At 72.1% G+C, this 14,410-nt stretch carries 12 protein-coding genes; 11 read left to right on the top strand and 1 reads right to left on the bottom strand.

Annotation, left to right across the window (positions count from 1 at the left end; translation table 11 throughout):
- The first annotated feature begins 37 nt into the window (after window positions 1–37).
- From pruA to ACZ5DC_RS30560, 3 genes are all read left to right on the top strand, one after another.
- The gene (gene pruA / locus ACZ5DC_RS30570) at window positions 38–1,669 is read left to right on the top strand and encodes an L-glutamate gamma-semialdehyde dehydrogenase (protein WP_468658009.1); all 1,632 of its coding nucleotides are present in this window, start codon (window positions 38–40) and stop codon (window positions 1,667–1,669) included.
- Between the two features lie 109 nt (window positions 1,670–1,778).
- Window positions 1,779–2,300, top strand: a complete 522-nt coding sequence (locus ACZ5DC_RS30565; RefSeq protein WP_468658007.1) for a GNAT family N-acetyltransferase — start codon at window positions 1,779–1,781, stop codon at window positions 2,298–2,300.
- Window positions 2,301–2,545: 245 nt separating this feature from the next.
- Window positions 2,546–2,677: a hypothetical protein gene (locus tag ACZ5DC_RS30560; RefSeq protein WP_015493350.1), complete on the top strand. Its 132-nt coding sequence runs from the start codon at window positions 2,546–2,548 to the stop codon at window positions 2,675–2,677.
- 49 nt (window positions 2,678–2,726) lie between these two features.
- Here ACZ5DC_RS30560 and ACZ5DC_RS30555 read toward each other — a convergent pair whose 3' ends face one another.
- Window positions 2,727–4,283 carry a purple acid phosphatase family protein gene (locus ACZ5DC_RS30555; RefSeq protein ID WP_468658005.1) on the bottom strand — a complete coding sequence of 519 codons (1,557 nt, stop codon included), beginning with the start codon at window positions 4,281–4,283 and terminating at the stop codon, window positions 2,727–2,729.
- Between the two features lie 143 nt (window positions 4,284–4,426).
- Between ACZ5DC_RS30555 and ACZ5DC_RS30550 the strand changes: the two genes are divergently transcribed.
- From ACZ5DC_RS30550 to cimA, 8 genes are all read left to right on the top strand, one after another.
- A complete protein-coding gene (locus tag ACZ5DC_RS30550) occupies window positions 4,427–5,470 on the top strand; it encodes a 3-isopropylmalate dehydrogenase (protein WP_468658003.1) in 1,044 nt (347 codons plus the stop codon).
- A gap of 241 nt (window positions 5,471–5,711) precedes the next feature.
- Window positions 5,712–6,800 (top strand): branched-chain amino acid aminotransferase, encoded by a 1,089-nt coding sequence (locus ACZ5DC_RS30545; protein WP_468658001.1) that lies wholly within the window; start codon window positions 5,712–5,714, stop codon window positions 6,798–6,800.
- 232 nt (window positions 6,801–7,032) lie between these two features.
- Complete coding sequence (ureA, locus tag ACZ5DC_RS30540) at window positions 7,033–7,731, top strand: urease subunit gamma (protein WP_468657999.1); 699 nt, start codon at window positions 7,033–7,035, stop codon at window positions 7,729–7,731.
- Window positions 7,728–9,470 carry an urease subunit alpha gene (locus ACZ5DC_RS30535; RefSeq protein ID WP_468657997.1) on the top strand — a complete coding sequence of 581 codons (1,743 nt, stop codon included), beginning with the start codon at window positions 7,728–7,730 and terminating at the stop codon, window positions 9,468–9,470. Before ureA ends, ACZ5DC_RS30535 begins: the two co-directional genes overlap by 4 nt.
- Window positions 9,471–9,481: 11 nt before the next feature.
- On the top strand, window positions 9,482–10,522 hold the full coding sequence (locus ACZ5DC_RS30530; protein WP_468657995.1) for an agmatine deiminase family protein: 1,041 nt from the start codon (window positions 9,482–9,484) through the stop codon (window positions 10,520–10,522).
- A gap of 18 nt (window positions 10,523–10,540) precedes the next feature.
- Window positions 10,541–11,149 (top strand): TetR/AcrR family transcriptional regulator, encoded by a 609-nt coding sequence (locus ACZ5DC_RS30525; protein ID WP_468657993.1) that lies wholly within the window; start codon window positions 10,541–10,543, stop codon window positions 11,147–11,149.
- A 60-nt stretch (window positions 11,150–11,209) separates the two neighbouring features.
- Window positions 11,210–12,511 carry an MFS transporter gene (locus ACZ5DC_RS30520; RefSeq protein ID WP_468657991.1) on the top strand — a complete coding sequence of 434 codons (1,302 nt, stop codon included), beginning with the start codon at window positions 11,210–11,212 and terminating at the stop codon, window positions 12,509–12,511.
- A 284-nt stretch (window positions 12,512–12,795) separates the two neighbouring features.
- Complete coding sequence (gene cimA, locus ACZ5DC_RS30515) at window positions 12,796–14,406, top strand: citramalate synthase (RefSeq protein WP_468657989.1); 1,611 nt, start codon at window positions 12,796–12,798, stop codon at window positions 14,404–14,406.
- The last annotated feature ends 4 nt before the right edge of the window (window positions 14,407–14,410 follow it).

Genomic DNA, 14,410 nt, shown 5'->3' with positions numbered 1-14,410 from the left:
CCGCACACCCGCTCACGTACAAGGAGTTACGGATCCCATGGACGCTGTGACCCAGGTCCCCACCCCCGTCAACGAGCCGGTGCACGGCTACGCCCCCGGCTCGCCCGAGCGCGCCCGGCTGGAGGCCAGGCTCAAGGAGCTGGCCGAGAACCCGATCGAGCTGCCGATGACGATCGGCGGCGAGAAGCGGCTGGGCGGCGGCGAGCCGTTCGAGGTCGTGCAGCCGCACAACCACAAGTCCGTCATCGGCACCGGCCGCCACGCCACGCAGCAGGACGCCAAGGACGCCATCGACGCGGCGCTGGCCGCCGCGCCGGCCTGGCGTGCGATGTCCTTCGACGACCGCGCCGCGATCATCCTGCGCGCCGCCGAGCTGCTGGCCGGCCCCTGGCGCGAGACCCTCGCCGCCTCCACGATGCTGGGCCAGTCCAAGACCGCGCAGCAGGCCGAGATCGACACGCCCTGTGAGCTGGTCGACTTCTGGCGCTTCAACGTCCACTACGCCCGGAAGATCCTCGCCGAGCAGCCCCCGGCGAACTCCCCGGGCGTGTGGAACCGCCTGGACCACCGCCCGCTGGAGGGCTTCGTCTACGCGATCACGCCGTTCAACTTCACGGCGATCGCCGGCAACCTGCCCACCGCCCCCGCCCTGATGGGCAACGTGGTGGTCTGGAAGCCGTCCCCGACGCAGACCCACGCGGCCGTGCTCCTCATGCGGCTGCTGGAGGAGGCGGGCCTGCCCAAGGGCGTCATCAACCTCGTCACCGGCGACGGCATCGAGGTCTCCAAGGTCGCCCTGGAGCACCGGGACCTCGCGGGCATCCACTTCACCGGCTCGACCAAGACCTTCCAGTACCTGTGGAAGACGGTCGGCAACAACATCGAGAAGTACCGCTCCTACCCGCGTCTGGTCGGCGAGACCGGCGGCAAGGACTTCCTCGTCGCGCACCCGTCGGCCGACCGCGCGGTCCTGAAGACGGCCCTCACCCGGGGCGCCTTCGAGTACCAGGGCCAGAAGTGCAGCGCGACCTCCCGCGCCTACATCCCGGCGTCGATCTGGAACTCGGGCTTCAAGGAGGAGTTCGCGGCCGAGGTCGACTACCTGACCATGGGTGACGTCACCGACCTGTCGAACTTCATCGGCGCCGTGATCGACGAGCGTGCCTTCGCCAAGAACAAGGCCGCGATCGACCGCGCCAAGGCGGACCCGTCCTGCACGATCGTCGCGGGCGGCAGCTACGACGACTCGGTCGGCTACTTCGTGCGCCCGACCGTCATCGAGTGCACCGACCCGGAGAACGAGGTCTTCACCACCGAGTACTTCGGCCCGATCCTCGCGGTGCACGTCTACGAGGATGACAAGTACGACGAGATGCTGACCCAGATGGAGTCGGTGTCGGACTACGCCCTCACCGGCTCGGTCATCGCCAACGACCGCGCGGCGGCGGCGTACACGATGGACAAGCTCCGCTTCGCCGCGGGCAACTTCTACATCAACGACAAGTCGACCGGCGCCGTCGTCGGCCAGCAGCCCTTCGGCGGCGGCCGCGCCTCCGGCACCAACGACAAGGCCGGCGCCCCGCAGAACCTCCAGCGCTGGACGCTGACCCGCGCCATCAAGGAGGCCCTGGTCGCGCCGACCGACTACACCTACCCGCACATGGGCTGACCAGCCCCCCGAGCACGGCCCGGGGAGCCCGACACGAGCGGGCTCCCCGGGCCGTTCCCATGCGTCCGCCGGCCGCCCCGGAAGGCTCCCGGCAGTTGATACTGGCGTCATGACCCTGCGCCTCGCCCACACCGCCGACCTGGACGCGGCCGAACTCCGCGCTGTGCGCGCCCTGTTGGACGACGCCTTCGACGGGGACTTCTCCGACGCCGACTGGGAGCACGCGCTGGGCGGGCTGCACGTGCTCGTCCGGGACGGGGCCGGGCTCGCCGCTCACGGGGCCGTCGTGATGCGGCGGGTGCGGCACCGGGGGCGCTGGCTGCGCGCCGGGTACGTGGAGGCCGTCGCCGTGCGGGCCGACGTGCGGCGTAGCGGGCTCGGCGGGCGGGTGACGGCCGGGCTGGAGCGGGTGGTCGACCGGGCCTACGACCTCGGCGCGCTCTCCGCGAGCGACGCGGGCGCCGCGCTGTACGCCGCCCGGGGCTGGCACCGGTGGGCCGGGCAGGTGCACGCGCTCTCACCGGACGGAATCGTCCGGCTGCCCGAGGAGGAAGGCGGCGTGTACGTGCGGGGCGCGCTCGACCCGGACGGGGAGCTGGTCTTCGACTGGCGGGACGGCGACGTCCTCTGACGGCCGCACGGTCGTGCCCTCCAGTCCGCCGTCTCAGATAGTAGGAAGTCCGAGTAATTGTGCAGACAGACACGGACGACTCCCTTAGTTTTGTAGGAGCCGAACGTCTCGCTCCATCCAGCGAATGGCGGTCGTGAGCCGGGCCCCGTGCAGGCAATCCCTGCGGCCGGTGCTCCCCGCCCCTTCCGGCGTCTCGTCACCCCCTTCCTTGCCGCGCTCCACGTATGCCGAAGGAGTCGATCGCCATGGCCGAGACGACCGTCCGCCGCCGAGTCCGCCACGTGTCCCGCACGAGCGAGTCCGACCGCAAGAACGCCGCCGCCGCCCTCCAGCGCGCCCTGGACCGCCGGGACAACGGCGGCGAGACCGGCCACTGAGCCGGACCACCGTCCGGGAGCCGCACCCCGACGGGGTGCGGCGCGGCCCTCACCCGCCGCGCCGCACCTCGAAACGGTCGATCCGCCGCCCGTCCTGGGCCAGCGCCGACACCGTCAGCCGCGGCGCCGCGCCGGCCCGCACCTCCACCGAGAGCAGCGAGAAGCCGGTGTAGCGCACCCGTGACCACTCCGCGGTCTCCGGCACCCGGTCCCCGTCCTTCGTCCACACGAAGGTCGCGACCGGCCGGTGCCGGGTGACATGGCCCTCGTAGCTGTCCGGCACGCCGGACGGGAAGCCGTACAGGTCCCGCCCGCCGCCGCCCGCCGTGACGTACACGGTGCCGTCCCGGCCGGGGTCGGTGGAGCCGCCGACGGGCACCGCCCGGCCGGTCTCCCCGTCCCTGATCGCGTCCGTGCGCTCGTACACGTGGTTGTGGCCGTTGATCACCAGGTCCACCCGGTGCTTCCCGAACAGCGGCAGCCACTCCCGCCGGACGCCCCCGTCCGAGGCGTGCCGCGAGGTGGAGTAGGCGCAGTGGTGGAAGAAGACGACCACGAAGTCGATGCCGTCGGCCGCGCGCAGCCGGCGCAGCGTCCGGTCCAGCCACGCCGTCTGCCGTCCGCCGCTGTGCCCGAGGTTGGCGGGGATCTCGTACGACACGTCGTTGGCGTCCAGCGCGACGAAGCCGGCGTTGCCGTAGGTGAACGCGTAGGCGCCCGGTGTGCCGTGCGGGTCGAAGCCGGTCTCGGGCAGATGGAAGCGGGCCAGCTGGCCGCCGTAGCCGTCCGGCGAGTACCAGGCCTCCATGTCGTGGTTGCCGGTCGTCACCATCCACGGCACGGACCGCGCGACCGGCTCGTTCTGCTTCAGGAACAGGTCCCAGAAGGCGGGGTCGTAGCCGTCCGCCGTCCGGCCCGTTCCGCTGACGTCCGCGTAGCAGATGTCACCGGCGTGCAGATGGAAGGCGGGCCTCTGGCGCAGCACAAGGTCGTCGTTGGCGTGCGCCGCCCGGCCCACGCCCTGGTCGCCGAAGGCCGTGAACACGAAGCGTTCCGCACGCGCGGGCGCCGTGCGGAAGGAGGCGATGGCCGCCCGGTGGGCGGGGGCGGTGGGCTCCCAGCCGTCGTGGCCGACGCCGTAGTAGTACGTCGTGCCGGGCGTGAGGCCGTCCACGGACGCGTGCACGTAGAACTGCTCCAGCGCGGGCCGCACGCCCCGCACCCCGGGCGTGTGCAGCGGGCGGATCTCGGCCGGCACCCGGTGCCCGAGGTCGTCGGGGCGCGGACCGACCCGCACGTACGGCCGCTTCACCGCGAACGGCACCTGCCAGGAGATCCGCATCCCCGTCCGGGGGTCGGCGCCGAAGGCGAGGTGCCGGCCGAACGGGGCGACCGCCGCGCCCGGCACCCGCGAGGTGGCCGATCCGGCCGGGCCCGGCCTCCCGCCGGACACGGTGCCGCAGCCGGTCAGCAGGCCGCCTGCCACCGCGCCCGCCGTCACCAGCGTGCGGCGGCGCACCATGCGGTCGCGCAGGTACGCGTACTGCTCGGCCATGCTCAGCCGCTCGGCGAGCGGACGGGGGATGCCGACGTCGGGGGTCTCCATGTCGCACAACGTTCCCCCGGAGCCCGACGTCCGTGCCGCGCACGGGTGAACGCCCGCCGACGGGCGGACACCGGGAACACGTCCCGCTGTCCGCATGGCGGACGCTACGTGTCATCACCTGGGACGAGGAGTAGGGTGCCCGCATGTCTCGCAGCATCAATCTCGCAGTGATCCCCGGTGACGGCATCGGCCAGGAGGTCGTGGCCGAGGGTCTCAAGGTCCTCTCCGCCGTCCTGCCGCAGGATGTGAAGCTGGAGACCAAGGAGTACGACTTCGGCGCCAAGCGCTACCACGCCACCGGTGAGACCCTCACCGACGCCGACCTCGCCTCCCTCAAGCAGCACGACGCCATCCTGCTGGGCGCCATCGGCGACCCGTCGGTGCCGTCCGGCGTCCTGGAGCGCGGCTTCCTGCTCAAGCTCCGCTTCGCCTTCGACCACCACGTCAACCTGCGTCCGTCGAAGCTGCTCCCGGGTGTCGCCACCCCGCTCGCCGGCCAGCCGGAGATCGACTTCGTCGTCGTCCGCGAGGGCACCGAGGGCCCGTACACGGGCAACGGCGGCACCATCCGCAAGGGCACCGCGCACGAGGTGGCCACCGAGGTGTCCGTCAACACGGCCTACGGTGTCGAGCGCGTCGTCCGCGACGCCTTCGCGCGCGCCCAGGCCCGCCCGCGCAAGAAGCTCACGCTGGTCCACAAGAACAACGTGCTGACCTTCGCCGGGCACCTGTGGACGAACGTCTTCAACAAGGTGGCCGAGGAGTACCCCGAGGTCACCACGGACTACATCCACGTCGACGCCGCGACCATCTACCTGGTCACCGACCCGGGCCGGTTCGACGTCATCGTCACCGACAACCTCTTCGGCGACATCATCACCGACCTCGCCGCGGCCGTCTCCGGCGGCATCGGCGTGGCCGCCTCCGGCAACATCAACCCCACCCGCGAGTTCCCGTCCATGTTCGAGCCGGTCCACGGCTCGGCCCCGGACATCGCCGGCCAGGGCAAGGCCGACCCCACCGCCACCGTCCTGTCCGTCGCGCTGCTGCTGCGCCACCTCGGCTACGACACCGAGGCCGACCGGATCGACGCGGCGGTCGCCGCCGACCTCACCGAGCGCGCCGGGCAGCCCGCCCGGAGCACCTCCGGGATCGGCGACGCGCTCGCCGTACGCGTAGCCGGCTGACCCGCCGCGCTACACCGAGCCGCCGGGTCGCAACCGCACCCGGCGGCTTTTCCTGTGCCTCGCCGGGTGCCACCATCAACCCCTGGACCGCTTCACCCCGATTCCGTCCACTACCGCCGCCCGCGCGATAATCGAACGCGGAGCCGCGGTATGAGGGAATGCTCGGACGTCCCAGCACCGACGACCGGGAGCACAGGCGTGAGCGCGGCCCGTCACTACAACCGGTGAAGGACAATCACTCATGACGACGCCCACGATCGAGCTCAAGCCCTCTGCCAGCCCGCTCGCCGCCGCGGAACGCGAGGCCATCCTGGCCAACCCGGGGTTCGGCCGCCACTTCACCGACCACATGGTGACGATCAAGTGGACCGAGGGCCGTGGCTGGCACGACGGGCAGCTCGTTCCGTACGGGCCGATCTCCCTGGACCCCTCCACGCACGTCCTGCACTACGGCCAGGAGATCTTCGAGGGCCTGAAGGCGTACCGCCAGCCCGACGGCTCGGTCGCGCTGTTCCGTCCCGAGGCCAACGCCCGCCGCTTCCGCAACTCCGCCCGCCGCATGGCCATGGCCGAGCTGCCCGAGGAGCTGTTCGTCGCCGCGCTGGACGCGCTGCTCACCCAGGACGCCGACTGGGTCCCGCCGCACGGCGGCGAGGCCTCCCTGTACCTGCGGCCGTTCATGTTCGCCACGGAGGCCGCGCTCGGCGTCCACCCGGCGAACGAGTACCTGTTCATGCTGATCGCCTCCCCGTCCGGCGCGTACTTCGCCGGCGGGGTGAAGCCGGTCACCATCTGGGTCTCCGAGGACCACGTCCGCGCCGTGCCGGGCGGCACCGGCGACGCCAAGACCGGCGGCAACTACGCCGCGTCCCTGCTGCCGCAGGCCGAGGCCGCCGCGCACGGCTGCGACCAGGTCGTGTACCTCGACGCGGTCACCCGCACCAAGGTCGAGGAGAGCGGCAGCATGAACGTCGCGTTCGTCTACGGCGACCGGATCGTCACCCCGTCGCTCACCGGCTCCATCCTGGAGGGCATCACCCGTGACTCCCTCCTCCAGGTCGCCCGTGACCTCGGCTACACCGCCGAGGAGGGCGTGATCACCCTCCAGCAGTGGCGTGAGGACGCCGCGTCCGGCGCGCTGACCGAGGTGTTCGCGTGCGGTACCGCCGCCGTGGTCACGCCGATCGGCCACGTCAAGACCAGGACCGACCAGTGGTCCCACGGCGACGGCACCCCCGGGCCGGTCACCGGGCGTCTGCGCGAGGCGCTGCTCGGCATCCAGCGGGGCCTGACCGAGGACAAGCACGGCTGGATGCACCGGGTCGGTTAGGGACACGGCCTGAAGCGCCCCGGAGGGGTGCCGGGCGTCCGCGGGCCGGTTCGGCCGGTCACGTGGTCCCCCGCACCCCCTCGGGGCGCTTGTCGTTGGGTGCCCCGCCGCACGCCCGAGTTAGAGCGTTGCTCAAACTCAAGGGATCAGTACGTTCGGACGGTGCTTCTCTTTCCCGGCTTCTCTGTTTAGAGTGATGCTCAAATTGGGGAAGCCAAGGAGGTGCCGGGTCGTGAGACTGACCCCCACGGAACGTGACCGGCTGCTGCTCTTCGGGGCCGCCGAGCTGGCCCGGGCCCGCCGGGCGCGCGGCCTGAGGCTGAACGTGCCCGAGGCCACCGCGCTGATCGCGGACACCGTCTGCGAGGCCGCCCGCGACGGCAAGCGGCTCGCGGAGGCCGTCGAGGCGGCCCGTTCCGTGCTCGGCCCCGAGGACGTCCTGCCCGGCGTCGCCGACGTCGTCGCCGAGGTGATGGTCGAGGCCGTCTTCGACGACGGCTCCCGGCTCGCGGTCGTCTCCGACCCCATCGGCGGGGGCCTGGGCGCCGACGCCCCGGGCGCCCTGCTCCCCGGCCCCGGCCACGCCGACCCCGGGCCCGTCGTCCGGCTGCGCGTCACCAACACCGCGAGCGTGCCGGTCTCCGTCACCTCCCACTTCCACTTCTTCGAGGCCAACCCGCGCCTCGACTTCGACCGCGAGCGGGCCTACGGCATGCGGCTCGCCGTGCCCGCCGGGTCCTCGGTCCGCTTCGGGCCGGGGGAGAGCGAGGAGGTCGGGCTCGTGCCGATCGGCGGCGAGCGCGTCGCGATCGGCTTCGCCGGACTGGTCGACGGGCCGCTGGACGCGCCGGGCGCGCAGGAGGAAGCCCTCCGCAGGGCCGCCGCCTGCGGATACCTGGGAGCCGCACCGGAAGGAGACGAGGAGCGATGAGCCGCTCGAAGGGACGCGAGGTGAGCCGGTCGGTCCACATCGACCCGCACGCCTACGCCGCCACCCACGGCCCCCGCGCCGGCGACCGCATCCGCCTCGGCGACTCCGGGCTCACCGTCCGCGTCGAGTCCGACTCGCAGAAGTACGGCGACGAGTTCCTGGCCGGCTTCGGCAAGACCGCCCGCGACGGACTGCACCTGAAGGCCGCCGCCGTCCGGGACACCTGCGACGTCGTGATCAGCAACGTCGTCGTGATCGACGCGGTGCTGGGGATCAGGAAGGTGTCCATCGGCATCCGCGAGGGCCGCGTCTGCGCCATCGGGCGGGCCGGCAACCCGGACACCCTGGACGGCGTGGACGTCGTCGTCGGCACCGGCACCTCGATCGTCTCCGGCGAGGGGCTGATCGCCACCGCCGGGGCCGTCGACACCCATGTGCACCTGCTGTCGCCGCGCATCATGGAGGCGTCCCTCGCCTCCGGCGTCACCACGATCATCGGGCAGGAGTTCGGCCCGGTGTGGGGCGTCGGCGTGAACTCGCCCTGGGCGCTGCGGCACGCCTTCAACGCCTTCGACGCCTGGCCGGTCAACATCGGCTTCCTGGGCCGGGGTTCGTCCTCCCACGCGGCGCCGCTCGTGGAGGCCCTGGCCGAGGGTGGTGCCTCCGGCTTCAAGGTGCACGAGGACATGGGCGCCCACACCCGCGCGCTGGACACCGCGCTCCGGGTCGCCGAGGAGCACGACGTCCAGGTCGCCCTGCACAGCGACGGGCTGAACGAGTGCCTGTCGGTCGAGGACACCCTGCGGGTGCTGGAGGGCCGCACGATCCACGCCTTCCACATCGAGGGCTGCGGCGGCGGACACGTGCCCAACGTGCTGAAGATGGCCGGCGTGCCGAACGTCATCGGCTCCTCCACCAACCCCACCCTGCCCTTCGGCCGGGACGCGGTCGCCGAGCACTACGGCATGATCGTCTCCGTCCACGACCTGAAGCCCGACCTGCCCGGCGACGCCGCCATGGCCCGCGACCGGATCCGGGCCGGCACCATGGGCGCCGAGGACGTGCTGCACGACCTGGGCGCGATCGGCATCACCTCCTCCGACGCCCAGGGCATGGGCCGGGCCGGTGAGACGGTCCGCCGCACCTTCGCCATGGCCGGCAAGATGAAGGCCGAGCTGGGGCCCCTGCTTCCCCATGACGGGCAGGCCGGCGACGGCGAGAACGACGACAACGCGCGCGTCCTGCGCTACCTGGCCAAGCTGACCATCAACCCGGCCATCGCGCACGGGCTGTCGCACGAGGTCGGCTCGATCGAGGTGGGCAAGCTCGCCGACATCGTGCTGTGGCGCCCGGAGTACTTCGGGGCCAAACCGCAGCTCGTCCTCAAGGCCGGCTTCCCGGCGTACGGCGTGGTCGGCGACCCCAACGCGGCCACCGACACCTGCGAACCCCTCGTCCTGGGCCCGCAGTTCGGGGCGTACGGCGCCACGGCCGCCGATCTCTCCGTGGCGTTCGTCGCCCGCGCCGCCGTCGACCAGGGCGACGACCGGATGCCGACCCGGCGCAGAAGGGTCGCCGTGCGCGGCACCCGCGGCATCGGCCCCGCCGACCTGCGGCTGAACTCCCGTACCGGAGCGGTGGACGTCGACCGGCGCACCGGGCTGGTCACCCTCGACGGCGACCCGATCCGCTCGGAACCGGCCGACTCCGTCTCCCTCAACCGCCTCTACTTCCTCTAAGGACCCGCGCCATGAGCACCCCCGCCGCCGACGGCTTCCGCATGCCCGCCGAGTGGGCCCCCCACGAGCGCACCTGGATGGCCTGGCCGAGCCCCAACCCCACCTTCGACGACCCGGACGACCTGGCCGCCGCCCGGACCGCCTGGGCGTCCGTGGCCCGCGCCGTCCGCCGCTTCGAACCGGTGACGGTCGTGTGCGGCCCCGGCCAGTCGCAGGAGGCCCGGGCGCTGCTCGGCCCCGGCGTCGACACGGTCGAGCGCGAGCTGGACGACGCGTGGATGCGGGACATCGGCCCCACCTTCCTCACCGACGGCCGGGGCCGGCTGGCCGCCGTGGACTGGACGTTCAACGGCTGGGGCGCCCAGGCATGGGCCCGCTGGGAGCACGACTCCCGGATCGGCGCGTACGTCTCCGGCCTCGCGGGCGCCACGACGTACGCCTCGAAGCTGGTCAACGAGGGCGGCGCGATCCACGTCGACGGCGAGGGCACCGTGCTGCTCACCGAGACCGTGCAGCTCGGTCCCGAGCGCAACCCCGACTGGACCAAGGAGGAGGCCGAGGCGGAGATCCACGCCCACCTCGGCACCAGCAAGGCGATATGGCTGCCGCGCGGCCTGACCGGCGACTACCCTCCCCACGGCTTCGGCACCCTCGGCCACGTCGACATCGTCGCCGCGTTCGCCCGGCCGGGCGTCGTGGTCGCCCACCACCAGCCGGACCCGGCCCACCCCGACCACGAGGTCACCCAGGAGGTCATCGGCCTGCTGAGGTCGGCGACCGACGCCCGGGGCCGCCGCCTGGAGGTCGTGGAGGTGCCCGCGCCCACCGCCCTGGAGGCGGACGGCCACTGGGCCGACTACTCCTACATCAACCACTACCTCTGCAACGGCGGCGTGGTGCTGTGCGGCTTCGACGACCCGCGCGACGAGACCGCCGCCGGGATCTTCCGGCGCCTGTTCCCGGAGCGGACGGTGACGCTGGTGGACGCGCGTACGATCTTCGCTGGCGGGGGCGGCATCCACTGCATCACGCAACAGCAGCCGAGGGTCTGACACACACGGGAGCGGCAGATGACCGGTGCGGGCCGGGCGCGCAGGAACGCGCCGCCGCGCGAGGCGGTCCTCGCCGCCGCCATGGACATGATCGCCGAGTGCGGTCTGGAGAAGCTCACCATGGCGGGGCTGGGCCGCGAGGTCGGCATGAGCAGCGGCCACCTGCTGTACTACTTCCGCTCCAAGGACGAGCTGCTGCTCCAGACGCTGGAGTGGAGCGAGGGCCGGCTGGGCGCGGAACGGGGGCGGCTGCTGGCCCGTACCGGGAGCGCGCGGGAGCGGCTGTCCGGGTACGTCGACCTGTACGTCCCCGACGGGCACCGCGATCCGCACTGGACCCTGTGGCTGGAGGTCTGGAACCGCTCGCAGAACGCCGACGAGGACGCCCGGGCCCGGCAGGCGGCGATCGAGGGCGCGTGGCACCGCGACCTGGTCGCCCTGATCGCCGAGGGGATCTCACGGGGGGAGTTCCGCCCGGTGGACGCGGACCGCTTCGCGACGAGGCTGCGCGCGCTGCTGGACGGGTTCTCCATCCACGTGGCGATCGGGCTGCGGGGCACGGACAGGAGCCAAGTCCTCGCGCACGTCCGGGAGTTCATCGAGGACGGGCTCGCCGCCACCCCCTAGGGGCGCACGTCCGGCGGCGCATCGGAATCCTTTCCTCCGCAGACGGGCAGGTAACGGCCCATGGGACGACAACACTGGAAGAGGATCTGGGTCGGCTCGGCGGGCAACATGGTCGAGTGGTTCGACTGGTTCGTGTACGCGAGCTTCGCCACGTACTTCGCCGGTGCCTTCTTCCCCAGCGGCAACCCCACCGCCCAGCTGATGAACACCGCCGGCATCTTCGCCGTCGGCTTCTTCATGCGCCCCGTCGGCGGCTGGCTGCTGGGCAGGGTCGGTGACCGCAAGGGCCGCAAGGCGGCACTGACCCTGACCGTCACGCTCATGTCGGCCTCGGCGGTCCTCATCGCCGTCGCCCCCACCTACGGCGTCGCCGGCTACGGCGGGGCCCTCGTGCTGCTCGTCGCCCGCCTGCTCCAGGGCCTGTCGGTGGGCGGCGAGTACGCGGCCAGCGCCACCTATCTGACCGAGGCGTCGGACCCGGGGCGGCGCGGCTTCGCGTCCAGCTTCCAGTACGTGTCCATGACCGCCGGCCAGATCGCCGGCCTCGGCCTCCAGATCGTCCTCCAGCGCACCCTGTCCGACGACGCCCTGCACAGCTACGGCTGGCGCATCCCGTTCGTCGTCGGCGCGCTCGGCGCGGCCGTCGTCTTCTACCTGCGCCACACCATGCTGGAGACGGAGGTGTACGAGGAGGACGCCTCGCACACCGAGGAGCGCGGCACCCTGCGCGCGCTGTGGCGGCACCGGCGGGAGGCGTTCCTGGTGATCGCCCTCACCATGGGCGGCACGGTGGCGTACTACACGTACACCACCTATCTGACCAAGTACCTGTCGAACTCGGCGGGGCTGTCCAAGGAGACCGCCACGCTCGTCTCCTTCACCGCGCTGATCGTCTTCGCGTGCCTCCAGCCGCTCGCGGGCGCCCTGTCCGACCGCATCGGCCGCCGCCCGCTGCTGATCACGTTCGCCGTCGGCTCCACCATCCTGACGGTTCCGGTCATGACGCTGCTCAGGCACGCGGACGGCTACTGGCCCGCCCTCGGCCTCGCCCTGCTCGCGCTGGTCGTGGTCACCGGCTACACCTCGATCAACGCCTGCGTGAAGGCCGAGCTGTTCCCGACCGGCGTCCGCGCGCTCGGCGTCGCCCTGCCCTACGCCATCGCCAACGCCCTCTTCGGCGGCACCGCCGAGTACGTCGCCCTGTGGTTCAAGAAGGGCGGCATCGAGTCCGGCTTCTACTGGTACGTGGCCGGCTGCGCCGCCGTCTCCCTCGTGGTGTACGTCGCCATGCGCGAGACCAAGGACCTGGATCTGGCCCGCGTGAAGGCCCGCGCGGAGTCCAGCGTGACGACCGCATCCTGAGACGGTCGGTGAGCCGGGGGCGCGGGTGTGCCAGACTGCCCCCGTGCTCTCGTTCGCCATGATTATCGGCAGCAGGCGCGCCGGTCCGCAGTGACCACCTCGTACGACCAGGTGCGGGTGGCCACCGTCGTCCTCGACCCGCGCGCAGACCTCTCGCACCCGCGAGGGGTTTTTTCGTTTTCCGGCCCACCCGCAGCCGGAGGCGGAGCGCGAGGGAGCATGGAGGAACGGTGGAGCCGGTCATTCCGGTAAAGACCGAAGATTTCCCACAGGAGCCTTGAGACATGACCGAGACGGCAAACAGCGAGCTCGACGACTCGTTCCACGTCTTCGACACCACGCTGCGCGACGGCGCGCAGCGCGAGGGCATCAACCTCACCGTCGCGGACAAGCTCGCCATCGCCCGGCACCTGGACGAGTTCGGCGTGGGCTTCATCGAGGGCGGCTGGCCCGGCGCGAACCCCCGCGACACGGAGTTCTTCGCCCGCGCGCAGGCGGAGATCGACTTCCGCCACGCCCAGCTGGTCGCCTTCGGCGCCACCCGCCGCGCCGGCAGCACGGCGGCCGAGGACCCGCAGGTCAAGGCACTGCTCAGCTCCGGCGCCCCGGTGATCACCCTGGTCGCCAAGTCGCACGACCGGCACGTGGAGCTGGCGCTGCGCACCACCCTGGACGAGAACCTGGAGATGGTCCGCGACACCGTGTCGTACCTGCGCGAGCAGGGCCGCCGCGTCTTCGTCGACTGCGAGCACTTCTTCGACGGCTACCGCGCCAACCCCGAGTACGCCAAGGCGGTCGTCCGCACCGCCTCGGAAGCCGGCGCCGACGTCGTCGTCCTGTGCGACACCAACGGCGGCATGCTCCCCGCCCAGGTCAACGCGGTCGTCTCCACCGTCCTCGCCGACACCGGCGCCCGGCTCGGCATCCACGCCCAGGACGACACCGGCTGCGCGGTCGCCAACACCCTGGCCGCCGTCGACGCGGGCGCCACCCACGTGCAGTGCACCGCCAACGGCTACGGCGAACGCGTCGGCAACGCCAACCTGTTCCCGGTGGTCGCCGCCCTGGAACTGAAGTACGGCAAGAAGGTGCTGCCCGAGGGCCGGCTTCGCGAGATGACCCGCATCTCCCACGCCATCGCCGAGGTCGTCAACCTGACGCCGTCGACCCACCAGCCGTACGTCGGCGTCTCCGCCTTCGCGCACAAGGCCGGCCTGCACGCCTCCGCCATCAAGGTCGACCCCGACCTGTACCAGCACATCGCCCCCGAGCTGGTCGGCAACACCATGCGCATGCTCGTCTCCGACATGGCCGGCCGCGCCTCGGTCGAGCTGAAGGGCAAGGAGCTGGGCATCGACCTGAGCGGCGACCGGGAGCTGGTCGGCCGGGTGGTCGAACGGGTGAAGGAGCGCGAGCTCAAGGGCTACAGCTACGAGGCGGCCGACGCCTCCTTCGAGCTGCTGCTGCGCGCCGAGGCCGAGGGCAGGCCGCTGAAGTACTTCGAGGTCGAGTCCTGGCGGGCCATCGTCGAGGACCGCCCCGACGGCACCCACGCCAACGAGGCCACGGTGAAGCTGTGGGCCAAGAGCGAGCGGATCGTCGCCACCGCCGAGGGCAACGGCCCCGTCAACGCCCTGGACCGCGCCCTGCGCGTGGCCCTGGAGAAGATCTACCCGCAGCTCGCCAAGCTGGACCTGGTCGACTACAAGGTCCGCATCCTGGAGGGCAAGCACGGCACCCAGTCCACCACCCGGGTGCTGATCTCCACCTCGGACGGCTCCGGCGAGTGGGCCACGGTCGGCGTGGCCGAGAACGTCATCGCCGCCTCCTGGCAGGCGCTGGAGGACGCGTACACGTACGGCCTCCTCCGCGCGGGCGTGGAGCCCGCGGAGTAGCCAC

The sequence above is a fragment of the Streptomyces sp. NPDC031445 genome (genome assembly GCF_055581365.1).
This window is presented reverse-complemented; position numbering and strand designations above follow the sequence as displayed.

Bases quoted from the DNA above. Each gene is read 5' to 3' on its own strand.
- pruA (WP_468658009.1), top strand. From the start codon at position 38: ATGGACGCTGTGACCCAGGTCCCCACCCCCGTCAACGAGCCGGTGCAC.
- ACZ5DC_RS30565 (WP_468658007.1), top strand. From the start codon at position 1,779: ATGACCCTGCGCCTCGCCCACACCGCCGACCTGGACGCGGCCGAACTC.
- ACZ5DC_RS30560 (WP_015493350.1), top strand. From the start codon at position 2,546: ATGGCCGAGACGACCGTCCGCCGCCGAGTCCGCCACGTGTCCCGCACG.
- ACZ5DC_RS30555 (WP_468658005.1), bottom strand. From the start codon at position 4,283: ATGGAGACCCCCGACGTCGGCATCCCCCGTCCGCTCGCCGAGCGGCTG.
- ACZ5DC_RS30550 (WP_468658003.1), top strand. From the start codon at position 4,427: ATGTCTCGCAGCATCAATCTCGCAGTGATCCCCGGTGACGGCATCGGC.
- ACZ5DC_RS30545 (WP_468658001.1), top strand. From the start codon at position 5,712: ATGACGACGCCCACGATCGAGCTCAAGCCCTCTGCCAGCCCGCTCGCC.
- ACZ5DC_RS30535 (WP_468657997.1), top strand. From the start codon at position 7,728: ATGAGCCGCTCGAAGGGACGCGAGGTGAGCCGGTCGGTCCACATCGAC.
- ACZ5DC_RS30530 (WP_468657995.1), top strand. From the start codon at position 9,482: ATGAGCACCCCCGCCGCCGACGGCTTCCGCATGCCCGCCGAGTGGGCC.
- ACZ5DC_RS30525 (WP_468657993.1), top strand. From the start codon at position 10,541: ATGACCGGTGCGGGCCGGGCGCGCAGGAACGCGCCGCCGCGCGAGGCG.
- ACZ5DC_RS30520 (WP_468657991.1), top strand. From the start codon at position 11,210: ATGGGACGACAACACTGGAAGAGGATCTGGGTCGGCTCGGCGGGCAAC.
- cimA (WP_468657989.1), top strand. From the start codon at position 12,796: ATGACCGAGACGGCAAACAGCGAGCTCGACGACTCGTTCCACGTCTTC.